This window comes from Rouxiella sp. T17 (assembly GCF_036663475.1).
GTDB lineage: Bacteria > Pseudomonadota > Gammaproteobacteria > Enterobacterales > Enterobacteriaceae > Rouxiella.
Map to the genome: position 1 here is coordinate 39,715 of NZ_JAWUEA010000013.1, position 11,659 is coordinate 51,373.

11 protein-coding genes are annotated in these 11,659 nt (G+C 52.6%); 6 read left to right on the forward strand and 5 right to left on the reverse strand.

Features of this window, described 5'->3' with window-relative positions; all coding sequences use genetic code 11:
* Positions 1-161 precede the first annotated feature (161 nt).
* Entirely contained in the window at positions 162-1,142 is a 981-nt protein-coding gene (gene acuI / locus SC206_RS04300; RefSeq protein WP_332734519.1) for an acrylyl-CoA reductase (NADPH), read from the reverse strand.
* 44 nt (positions 1,143-1,186) lie between these two features.
* Entirely contained in the window at positions 1,187-1,819 is a 633-nt protein-coding gene (gene acuR / locus SC206_RS04305) for an acrylate utilization transcriptional regulator AcuR (RefSeq protein WP_332734521.1), read from the reverse strand.
* A gap of 90 nt (positions 1,820-1,909) precedes the next feature.
* Between acuR and SC206_RS04310 the strand changes: the two genes are divergently transcribed.
* Both SC206_RS04310 and SC206_RS04315 read left to right on the forward strand, forming a co-directional pair.
* The gene (locus SC206_RS04310) at positions 1,910-2,329 is read left to right on the forward strand and encodes a secondary thiamine-phosphate synthase enzyme YjbQ (protein ID WP_332734523.1); all 420 of its coding nucleotides are present in this window, start codon (positions 1,910-1,912) and stop codon (positions 2,327-2,329) included.
* 85 nt (positions 2,330-2,414) lie between these two features.
* On the forward strand, positions 2,415-2,768 hold the full coding sequence (locus tag SC206_RS04315; protein WP_332734525.1) for an MmcQ/YjbR family DNA-binding protein: 354 nt from the start codon (positions 2,415-2,417) through the stop codon (positions 2,766-2,768).
* Positions 2,769-2,775: 7 nt separating this feature from the next.
* Here the strand turns inward: SC206_RS04315 and SC206_RS04320 are convergent, their stop codons facing one another.
* Positions 2,776-3,702 carry a pyridoxamine 5'-phosphate oxidase family protein gene (locus SC206_RS04320; protein ID WP_332734527.1) on the reverse strand — a complete coding sequence of 309 codons (927 nt, stop codon included), beginning with the start codon at positions 3,700-3,702 and terminating at the stop codon, positions 2,776-2,778.
* A gap of 9 nt (positions 3,703-3,711) precedes the next feature.
* On the reverse strand, positions 3,712-4,335 hold the full coding sequence (locus tag SC206_RS04325) for a glutathione S-transferase family protein (RefSeq protein ID WP_332734529.1): 624 nt from the start codon (positions 4,333-4,335) through the stop codon (positions 3,712-3,714).
* 99 nt (positions 4,336-4,434) lie between these two features.
* On the opposite strand from SC206_RS04325, the gene SC206_RS04330 reads away from it, so the two are divergent.
* From SC206_RS04330 to SC206_RS04340, 3 genes are all read left to right on the forward strand, one after another.
* Complete coding sequence (locus SC206_RS04330) at positions 4,435-5,328, forward strand: LysR family transcriptional regulator (RefSeq protein WP_332734531.1); 894 nt, start codon at positions 4,435-4,437, stop codon at positions 5,326-5,328.
* Between the two features lie 237 nt (positions 5,329-5,565).
* A complete protein-coding gene (locus SC206_RS04335; protein WP_332734533.1) occupies positions 5,566-7,077 on the forward strand; it encodes an MFS transporter in 1,512 nt (503 codons plus the stop codon).
* A 17-nt stretch (positions 7,078-7,094) separates the two neighbouring features.
* Positions 7,095-7,793: an RraA family protein gene (locus tag SC206_RS04340; protein WP_332734535.1), complete on the forward strand. Its 699-nt coding sequence runs from the start codon at positions 7,095-7,097 to the stop codon at positions 7,791-7,793.
* An 88-nt stretch (positions 7,794-7,881) separates the two neighbouring features.
* On the opposite strand, the gene uvrA is transcribed toward SC206_RS04340, so the two are convergent.
* Positions 7,882-10,737: an excinuclease ABC subunit UvrA gene (gene uvrA / locus SC206_RS04345; RefSeq protein WP_332734537.1), complete on the reverse strand. Its 2,856-nt coding sequence runs from the start codon at positions 10,735-10,737 to the stop codon at positions 7,882-7,884.
* 319 nt (positions 10,738-11,056) lie between these two features.
* Here uvrA and SC206_RS04350 point away from each other — a divergent pair, with 319 nt between their 5' ends.
* A complete protein-coding gene (locus tag SC206_RS04350) occupies positions 11,057-11,614 on the forward strand; it encodes a single-stranded DNA-binding protein (protein ID WP_332734539.1) in 558 nt (185 codons plus the stop codon).
* Positions 11,615-11,659: the final 45 nt, after the last annotated feature.

An 11,659-nucleotide genomic window follows, 5' to 3' on the forward strand; every position in this document is an offset into this window, starting at 1 on the left:
CCAAATAACAATCGGTTCCAAATAACAAGAGCGGCGCTATCTCAGGATCGCGCCGCTCTTGTTTTACGACATAACTATTGTTTTACGACATAACTATTATTTTCCAGCAAAAATATTGTTTCCTACATAAATATCGTTTTCTGCTTTTCTATCGCGACCGGTTACTGGATTTTGACCACCACGCGACCTCGAATTTCACCTTTCATCAGGCGCTGCGCGGCTTCGAGAGTTTCTTCCAGCGTAATTTCCTGACTGATACTTTCCAGCAATGAAGGGTCGACCAGCTCGGCAAGGCGCGACCAGGCAACCTGTCGCTCTTCGGCAGAGCGCGTGACGCTGTTGATGCCCGCCAGCGTGACGTTACGCAAAATAAAGGGCGCGACGCTGCCCGGAAAATCCAGCCCTTGCGCCATGCCGCAGGCCGCAACGACACCGTTTTCTTTAATGCTGGCACAGACGTTGGCCAAGGTATGACTGCCTACCGAATCGATAGCTGCTGCCCAACGCTCTTTTTGCAGCGGTTTTCCGGCTTCGCTCAGCGTGTGGCGATCGATAATTTCACTGGCGCCAAGTTGAGATAAATAGTCAGACTCATCCGGTCGACCCGTAGATGCCGCCACCTGATAGCCCAGGCGTGAGAGCAGGGCGACAGCAAAACTGCCTACGCCGCCGTTGGCTCCGGTCACTAGCACCGGCCCTTTTTCTGGCGTCAGGCCATTTTTTTCCAGCGCGATAATCGCCAGCATCGCGGTGTAACCTGCGGTGCCGATTATCATGCTCTCTTTGAGGCTGAGCGCGGCCGGAACGTGCGTTAAATAGCGCGCGTCGATGCTGACCTTTTGTGCTAATCCGCCCCAGGCTTTTTCGCCGAAACCCCAGCCGTTAAGCAATACGCGATCGCCGGTGGCTAGCAAGGGATTGCTGCTTTGGGTGACAATGCCCGAAAAATCGATGCCCGGCACCATCGGAAAGCTGCGCACTATCGGCCCGCCGTTGGTGATCGCTAATCCGTCTTTGTAATTCAGCGTCGAGTAATGCACCTCAACCTGTACTTCACCGGCGGGTAATTGGCTGTCGTCGAGCTCTTTCAAGGAAGTGTGGATGTGGTCGTCAGCTTTCTCGATATAGATGGCTTTAAACATTTTTAACTCCAAACAAGAAATGTAATGTACGGCCTGATCATCGGCTAGCGAGGCAATCCGGCGAGGAAGAAATGAATGAATTGGGTGAGCGGCTGCGCATTGCCGTTAAGCTTGGCGCGCATCACCGCACCTTCCCAGCCACTCCAAAAATAGGCGGCGAGAGCATCGCAGTCGACCGACGCGGCCAGCTCGTTTTGCTGCTGGGCGGCCTGCAAACAGTGACTCAGGCGCGATTCCCACTCAGTCAGAATACTCAGTAACTGCTGCCGATAGTTGAAGGGCAAATTCGCGACTTCCTGCCCGAGGTTGCCCACCAGACAGCCACGGGCAAACTGATATTTCGCCATGCCGCGCGCTGCATCATCGACAAAGGCCTGAATGCGTTGCAGCGGAGAAAGAGTTTCATTGAGCAGGCATTTATCCAGCTTGTGGGCAAAAAAGCGGGCATAGTTCTCAATAATCGCTAGCCCAAAGGCCTCTTTGCTGTCGAAATAGTAGTAAAACGAGCCTTTTGGCACGCCGACCTGCCGCAGAATGCCGTCGATACCGGCAGCGGCAAAGCCCTGTTCGGTGAGCACGGCGGTTCCGCTGCGGATCAGCATTTCGCGGGTGTCAGTATTTTCGCGTCCAGCTTTGGGTGGACGACCACGGCGTGGCTTTATCGGTTCAATCGTCATCGGATAAATATAGACCGATCGTATTGTTAAATCAAAAACCGCCTTTCTTTGTTTATACTTTTAATGATCTGAATCAAAAAGGAGAACGTTATGTGGTTCCAGAAAGAGCTGAAACTTAAACAGCGGGCACGCGGTTTTCATCTGGTCACGGATGAAATCCTTCAGCAGATCCCGGAAATTCGCCAGCTTTCCATCGGCATGTGTAACGTATTTATCCAGCATACTTCAGCGGGTTTGACGATTAACGAAAACGCCGATCCCACAGTGAGGATAGATTTCGAGAGCCATTTCAATAAGATGGTGAAAGAGGATGAGCCTTGGTATCAGCACGATTATGAAGGCAGTGACGATATGCCGGCGCATCTGAAAAGCAGTATTTTAGGCTGTAGCCTGAATATTCCGATCAGTAACGGGCGACTAAATCTCGGCACCTGGCAGGGGATTTATCTGTGTGAACATCGCAATCACGGCGGTTCACGGCGTCTCATCATCACCCTTAATGGAAATTGATTACGATCTGTTAAGCGTCTTGCAGTTGAGTGTTTTTTGTCCAGCTATACTTTCCTTTCGATTCTCAATGGAAAGAGTAAAAGACATGAATAATGATCAACTGCTTGACTACTGTTTATCTAAACCGGGTGCTCATCAGAGCAATGAAAATCAGTGGCAGGCGAGTCAAATCAAGGTCGCTGGCGTCATGTTTGCGATGTTGCGCGACATCGACGGGCATCCGGCTATTTCATTGAAAACCGGTCATCAGGCAGCCGAAAATCTCCGCCATCAACATCCCGAAATTATTCCCTGCGACTGTCTGAACAAGGCGCATTGGAACAGCGTACTGCTTGATGGCAACCTGCCGGATTCGCAGTTTTACGCGCTGATCGACAGCTCCTATCAGCTGGTGGTTTCACATCTGCCCGAAGAAAAGCGCCACGCTATTTCGGGTTAGCCGAGCCTTATTTTTGCGTCCAAATACCGGTGGCGAGCGTTGCGGGAGAATACTCGAGAATTTCGCCGCGCCACGGCAGCATGGCCGGAAATCGCCACGCACGCGTTACTTTTAGCTGCCAAAAACGCTCGGCACCTTCAAGGCTATTCTTCTGTAGATGTGGCTGTAAATGTGGCTGCCAGCTTACTTCGGTTAGCCCTTGCAGATGTAAAACCTCGCCGCTTGTGAAGTCGATAAACAGCAGGGCGGCGCGAGGCTGCGCCAGCATATTACCCAGCGTGTTCATATAACGGTTGCCGCTAAAATCCGGGATCCACAGCGTATCGCCCTCAATTTGCACAAAACCCGGCTTGCCACCGCGATGCGAAATATCGGCTCCCCCGCTGGCCAATTCGCCGTGGGCGTAAGACGCAACGAAAAAGGTATCGGCTGAGGCGATAAGCTTTTTGGCTTTTCCGTCCAGCCGATCAAGATGCTCAATCGGTTCTGGCTCTGTAGTCGCCTGCGAAATAACGCGCCGCTGAATGTATTTCGGGCAGTTACCGAAGCTTTGTTTTACCGCTATCTCCAACCGATTTTTGTCCAGTCGCGTAATATCGCCGTTCACTCTATTCCTGCGCCGATTGGTAAAATCCAGCCCCAGCGCGCCCAGTGGATTACCGATTTTCAGCGCCGACAGGGCGGGATCATCCTCGCGGCGCGGCGCATTAATTCGTAGATGAGATTGATCGACGGTGCTGATAAATCCCGGCGGTCCGCTCAATACGGTGGCAACCGGCCAGCCATTGGCGTCGAGCGTCGCGATAAAAAATGCCGGCAAACCGGCAAAAAAATCGCGGTGCTGCTGCGGCATGGCCGGGTAAATTCCCGCCGCGCCAAGCACAAAACCGGCCATCGACTGCGCGCGTTGTTCATCGGGGTGGAAAATATCCATCGTGTTGCCTCACAGATTTATTTGATCGGGCAAGGGCAAAGGCGGCGTGGCGATAAAGCCCGGCAAGGCTTCAATACGTTGCAGCCACTGGTTAATGGCGGGGAAAGCGGTCAGGGCAATCCCGCCTTCGGGCGCGCGCGCAACATAGGTATAACAGGCGAGATCGGCGACGGTCGCTTGCGCGGTGACCAAAAAATCACGCCCTTGAAGATGCTGTTCAAGCTGCGGTAAAAAACGCGCGGCAACTTTCAGCGCCGAGGCGTAATCTTCAGGCGTGCCAAACTGTTTGATCAGTCTGGCCGAGGCCACGCCGTAGCGAATCTCTCCCGCCGCCTTGCCCAGCCACTGTTGAAGCAGCGCCGCATCCACCGCCGATTGCGGCAGCCATTGGCTATCTGGCGCATAGGTTTTTGCCAGATAAACCAAAATGGCGTTGCTGTCGCCGAGCACCACGTCGCCATCGACCAGCACTGGAATTTGGCCGAAAGGATTGAGCCGCAAAAATTCAGGCGATTGGCGAAACTCTGCTCCGGCTTCGATAAATTGATGGTCCAAATTCAGCATACGAAGCAGCAGCGTGACGCGATGAACGTGGCCTGACAGCGGCGTACCATAAAGTTTTAAAGTCGGCATATCGATTCCCCCAGTAGTTGAGTCACCAGATTACTCTTGCAACGGATGAATGAAATCCGTGATGATTGAAATTGATAATTTCGCTAACTGGAAGAATCTATGGATCGTTTGGACGAGCTGGCCATCTTTTTGGAAGTGCTGAGTCAGGGCAGCCTGTCGGGCGCGGCGCGTAAATTACGCCGTTCTGCGCCAGCGGTGACCCGCGCTATCGCCTCGCTCGAACAGCGTTTCGGCACGCGGTTGGTGGAGCGCACGACGCGCCGATTAGCGCCTACCGAAGCCGGTTCACGGCTGGCCGAGCACGCCGCTATTGTGCTGAGTAGCTATCAAGACGCGATGCAGGATACGGCGGAAATTCAGCTGAAAGGGCTGCTGCGTATCACGGCGCCGGTGCTGTTTGGCCGTCGTCACATCGCGCCGCTGGTTATGGATTTTCAAACTTTACACCCTGAGATCCAGATCGAGCTGATCCTCAACGATCGCAATCTTGAGTTGATCGAGCAGGGCGTGGACGTCGCGGTTCGTATTGGTCATCTGCAAGATTCTACCAAAGTGGCGCGCCGATTAGGGCAGGTTAACGTGGTGCTGGTGGCAAGCCCTGACTATTTGGCGGGCCGCGCGCCGGTGACTCATCCAGCCGATCTGGCGCTGCATCAAACCATTCTCAGCACTAATGACACCTTTAACGAATGGCGTTTTGGGCCGCAGGAAGAGGGTTCTCGGGTCCGGCTTTCACCACATCTGCTATTTAATGATGTCGACACGCGTCGCCTTGCCGTGCTGACGGGCAAAGGGATCGCGCGCTTTCTCTCTTATCAGGTCGCCGACGAGTTGGCTGAGGGCAGCTTAATTCGTTTATTACCTGATTTTGAACCTCTTCCGCTGCCGGTCCAGCTGGTAGTGCAGAATATTCGTCGTATGCCGCTGAAAGTCAGAGCCTTTTGGGATTTCGCGCTAGCGCGATTAACCACATTGCCGGTAATTCATCTTTGAAGTGATGATGACTCGCATCAAATAATGGGTAACATTATTCCGTAACACCTGTTTGGGTGATATTGATCACATTTAGTTGCTGCAAAAATAACCTAAGCTCGTTTTCGTCAACACATTTAAAAAATCTATAAAGCTTGTTTAAAAAATCTATAAAGCTAGCCCTGCAATATTTGGGCGAGGCACCCCTACGCATTTTTTTATTTATCCATTAGCTTTACGTGAAAATAAGGGTTAACTATGAACGATGAAATTGTTCTTCTGCCATGGTATCGCCGTGTAACAGGAGCGCAATGGAAGGCATTCTGGGCTGCATGGATGGGATATTTGCTGGACGGCTTTGATTTCGTCATTATCACTTTAGTATTAACCGAAATAATGGCTGAGTTTCATTTAACCACTCTTGAAGGCGCAGCGTTAATATCAGCGGCATTTATATTGCGCTGGTTTGGCGGATTAGCGCTGGGTGCAATGGGCGATAGGTTTGGTCGTAAAAGCGCGATGATTACCAGCATATTATTATTTGCTGGCGGCACGCTCGCCTGTGGTCTTGCACCTAATTACAGCGTGATGTTTATTGCAAGAATTGTGGTTGGCGTAGGCATGGCCGGGGAATATGGCACCAGCTCCGCGTATGTTATAGAAACCTGGCCCAAAGATATGCGTAATAAAGCCAGCGCATTTTTAAATTCGGGATTTTCAGCAGGCGCGATATTATCGGTAGTCGCTTATAGCGCCATTGTGCCTATTTGGGGATGGCGCGCACTGTTTTATATCGGCATTATTCCCGTATTTTATGCTCTCTGGTTGAGGCGTGCTATTCCAGAAGCGGAGGAATGGGAGAATAATCGAAAAGCCAATGCTAAACCCGTAAGAACCATGGTCGACGTACTTTATCGAGGGGCAAGTAAAAAGGTTAATTTTATTAATGTATCCCTTTCAATTCTTGCTTCCGTCGCCCTTTATCTCTGTTTCAGCCATCCCAGCGCATTATGGATAATGGCCTTGCTGACTATTTTCATCGCCTTTGTTTTTATCAGCTTTCTTCGACAAAGCGGCGGTCAACGATGGCCAACCAGTATTATGCTAACCGTCATTATTCTTTGCGTATTTTTATATGGCTGGCCAATTCACGCATTATTACCGACTTACCTCAAAACGGATATGCATTATTCTCCAGAAATTGTCGCACTGGTATTTTCATTCAGTCGCTTTGGCATGGGACTAGGCTGCTGTGTCGCAGGGATTGCCGGAGACTGGCTAGGAACCCGAAAAACTTACGTAATCAGCCTATTGGCGGCGCAGGTGTTGATCATTCCGGTCTTTGCCATTACCGGCGCTCACGTTTGGCTGCTGTGCCTGCTTATCTTCCTGCAACAGTTATTTAGCCAGGGCGTAGGAGGATTATTAGCCAAAATGATCAGCGGCTATTTTGATATCGACGAACGCGCGGCCAACCTTGGCTTTATCTATAACATCGGTTCGCTGGGTGGCGCATTGGCGCCGGTATTAGGCGCTTTTATCGCCAGTAATTACTCGCTGGGTACTGCACTCGGCGGCCTCTCTTTCACGCTAACTTTCGTGGTTATTCTACTGATTGGTTTCGACATGCCATCTCGCGTACAGCGTTGGATTAAACCCGAAGCGCTGCGTTATTACGACGCGGTCGACGGCACGCCTTTAAGCGGCGCATTTACTAAAAACAGTGTCCGTGAACCTCAGGTTCTCGCCGATTCCCTGAAACGAGACTGACTTTAACAGGAGTTATTATGACTATTGGCAATCGCGTATTTTTAAAAAGACCTCTTGAGGCGGCGCAGTATTTAGAGGCGTTCCGTCAATTACCCGCCGCAGTGGTCGCAGATTGCATGAGCAGACTGCCCGCGCTGTCGAGTGATATTAAGTTGATGAGTAAACCGTCCAAGCCCGTAATGTGCGGTTTGGCGCTTACCGTAAAGTCGCGTTCAGGTGACAATTTAATGTTGCATAAAGCCATCGATTTGGCAGGCAAAGATGACATTATTATTTTATCCAATGAGGGCGATCGCAGTCAGTCATTAATGGGTGAAGTGATGACGACGTTTTCACGGCATCGTGGTATTGAAGGAATCGTTCTGGATGCGCCGATACGCGACATAGAAGGTATTTCGAAGATGGATTTTCATCTTTACGCGGCAGGTCATACGCCCGGCGGACCTTTTAAAGATGGCCCCGGAGAAATCAATGTGCCAATAGCCTGCGGGAAAATTCACGTCTCGCCCGGGGATATTGTTTTAGGCGATGCCGATGGTGTCATTATTATTCCGCGTCAGGATGCCGCAGAAATTCTCGCTGCTGCGCAGGCTTATCTGGTGGTGGATAACCATAATTTCCAGCTGGCGCAAACCGGTGAACTTCCGCGTGGCTGGATTGACGAGACATTACAACAGAAAGGCGTGCAGGTGATTGACGGCCCTTATTCGGCCTAATAATAATCCGACATGGCGAATAATAAAAAAGGGCAAGGATTTCTCCTTGCCCTTCTTGTACGTCAAAACCTAGCCACGACTAAAATGCTTAGGCCGATTTCTTGTGTTTCTGCACGTGACGCTCAAGCAGCGGCTTCAGGAAGCGCGCCGTGTGCGACTCTTTGCATTCGGCCACGGTTTCAGGAGTGCCGGAAACCAGAATCTGGCCGCCGCCCTGACCGCCTTCCGGCCCTAAATCGACAATCCAGTCCGCCGTTTTAATCACGTCGAGGTTGTGTTCAATCACCACAATCGTGTTGCCCTGATCGCGCAGCTGATGCAGAACCTGAAGCAACTGCTGAATATCGGCGAAGTGCAGACCGGTCGTCGGCTCATCGAGGATATAAAGCGTTTGACCGGTGCCGCGTTTCGACAGCTCGCGCGCCAGTTTCACACGCTGCGCCTCACCGCCGGACAGCGTCGTCGCTGACTGACCCAGACGAATATAGGAAAGGCCCACGTCGATCAGCGTTTGCAGCTTACGCGCCAAAGCAGGGACGGCGTCAAAGAACTCGCGCGCCTCTTCGATGGTCATATCCAGCGTTTCGTGGATGCTCTTGCCTTTGTACTTAATCTCCAGCGTTTCACGATTGTAGCGCTTGCCTTTACAGTGATCGCAAGGGACATAAATGTCGGGCAGGAAGTGCATCTCGACCTTGATTACGCCGTCGCCCTGACAGGCTTCACAGCGTCCGCCTTTCACGTTAAAGCTGAAACGGCCCGGCGTATAACCGCGCGAACGCGATTCCGGCACGCCGGCAAACAGCTCGCGCACCGGCGTAAAGATTCCGGTGTAAGTCGCGGGGTTGGAGCGCGGCGTACGGCCAATCGGGCTCTGGTCGATATCGATGACTTTATCGAACTGTTCCAGACCCTGAATGTCGCGATAAGGCGCAGCTTCGGCAATGGTCGCGCCGTTTAGCTGACGCTGAGCCAGCGGGAACAGCGTGTCATTAATCAGCGTCGATTTACCCGAACCGGACACGCCGGTTATACAGGTAAACAGGCCAACCGGCAGCGACAGCGTGACATCTTTCAGGTTGTTGCCCGTTGCGCCAATCAGTTTCAGCACTTTCGTCGCATCGGCCGGAACCCGTTGTTCGGGAACAGAAATCTCACGTTTTCCGGAAAGATATTGCCCCGTCAGAGACTCTTCCTTCGCCATGATATCTTCCGCCGTCCCTTCGGCGACGACTTCACCGCCGTGTACGCCAGCTCCCGGACCGATATCAATAATATGGTCGGCAGCGCGGATGGCGTCTTCGTCGTGCTCAACCACAATCACCGTGTTGCCAAGGTCGCGCAGGTGGATCAGCGTTTCAAGAAGGCGTTCGTTATCGCGCTGATGCAGGCCGATTGACGGCTCATCCAGCACGTACATCACGCCAACTAATCCCGCACCAATCTGGCTTGCCAGACGAATACGCTGCGCTTCGCCGCCGGACAGCGTTTCAGCCGAACGCGACAGCGACAGGTAATTAAGCCCGACGTTGACCAGGAATCGCAGACGATCGCCGATCTCTTTGAGAATCTTCTCGGCAATCTGCTTGCGCTGACCGCTGAGATTCATGCTCAGGAAAAAGTCCATCGCATGACCGATGCTGAAATCGGAAATTTCAGGCAGGGTGGTCTCTTCAACGAAGACGTTGCGCGCTTCTTCACGCAGGCGCGTCCCTTTACAGGAGGCGCAGGGGCGATTGCTGATGTATTTAGCCAGCTCTTCGCGCACGGCGCTGGATTCCGTCTCTTTATAACGGCGCTCCATGTTGTGCAGCACGCCTTCAAACGGATGGCGACGCACGGAAGTATCGCCGCGATCGTTAATATATTTAAACTCGATGGTCTGCTTGCCCGAACCGTGCAGAATGGCGTGAACCACGTCCTGACTCAGGTCGTTAAACGACGATTCGACATCAAATTTATAGTGCTCGCCCAGAGAACGCAGCATCTGGAAGTAGTAGAAATTACGGCGATCCCAGCCACGAATGGCACCGCCCGCCAGCGACAGCTCCGGATTCTGGATCACGCGTTCAGGGTCAAAGAACTGCTGCACGCCCAAGCCGTCACAGGTCGGACAGGCGCCCGCCGGGTTGTTGAACGAGAACATACGCGGTTCAAGCTCGCGCATGCTGTAGCCACAGACCGGACAGGCAAAGTTGGCCGAGAACAGCATTTCAGGCGCTTTCGCGTCGTCCATGTCGGCGACCACGGCGGTACCGCCAGAAAGTTCCAGCGCCGTTTCAAAGGATTCGGCCAGGCGCTGCGCGAGATCGTCACGCACTTTAAAGCGGTCGACGACCACTTCAATGGTATGTTTTTTCTGCAATTCCAGCTTTGGCGGATCGGAGAGATCGCACACTTCGCCGTCGATCCGCGCGCGGATATAACCCTGCGCCGCCAGATTCTCCAACGTTTTGGTGTGCTCGCCTTTACGATCTTTAATAATAGGCGCGAGCAGCATCAGGCGCTGGCCTTCAGGCTGCGATAGCACGTTATCGACCATCTGGCTGACGGTTTGCGCCGCTAGCGGCACGCCGTGTTCCGGACAGCGCGGCTCACCCACGCGAGCGAACAGCAGGCGCAGGTAATCGTGGATCTCGGTGATGGTACCGACCGTCGATCGCGGGTTGTGCGAGGTTGATTTCTGCTCGATGGAAATTGCCGGTGACAACCCTTCAATGTGGTCGACGTCGGGCTTTTCCATCAAGGATAAAAATTGGCGCGCATACGCAGAAAGTGATTCGACGTAACGACGCTGACCTTCGGCATACAGGGTGTCAAAAGCGAGTGAGGACTTGCCAGATCCGGATAATCCGGTGACAACAATCAGTTTGTCGCGCGGAATAATCAGGTTGATATTCTTGAGATTATGGGTACGTGCGCCCCGAACTTCGATCTTATCCATTCATCATTCCCGGAATAACGTGAAAGCTCACCGTGCCGGTGACTGTCCGTGATGCGCGTAGGGAAGTGGATACCCGTTTACCGAATGAATCGGGTATATCCGCCCCAGTTACTGCATCTGAATCAGAAAATTGGGCACAGAAAGTACGAAACGAGTAAGTATGACACAAAAAAACCTGAATGGATATCCAGTATAAAGATGCAACAGTGTCGACTCTGTAAACATTCTTTCGATCCGTATCTAAGGTATTATCTAGAATCTGCCCATGCTAAAATTGATCGTTTATACTGTATAAAATTAACTCATCAGGAGAGTCGACATGGCCAGCAGAGGCGTAAACAAAGTGATTCTGGTTGGGAATCTCGGTCAGGATCCCGAAGTCCGCTACATGCCTAACGGCGGTGCTGTTGCCAATATCACCCTGGCAACTTCCGAAAGCTGGCGCGACAAGGCGACCGGCGAGCAGAAAGAGAAAACTGAATGGCACCGCGTTGTGCTGTTCGGCAAACTGGCCGAAGTCGCGGGCGAATACCTGCGTAAAGGTTCTCAGGTTTATATTGAAGGCGCATTGCAGACCCGCAAATGGACCGATCAGGCTGGCGTAGAAAAATACACCACTGAAATCGTGGTCAACGTTGGCGGCACCATGCAGATGCTGGGCGGCCGCGCAGGCGGTGGCGCTCCGGCAGGCGGCGGTCAGGCCAACCCTGGTCAGTCTTCCGGCGGCCAGCAGGGCGGTTGGGGTCAGCCTCAGCAGCCACAGGGCGGCAATCAGTTCAGCGGCGGTCAGCAATCACGTCCGGCAGCGCAGAACAACAATGCGCCTGCGCAAAGCAACGAACCGCCAATGGATTTCGACGACGACATTCCTTTCTAAGAATGAGAGTTACCGAAATCTCGACCCCGCTTCTGGCGGGGTTTT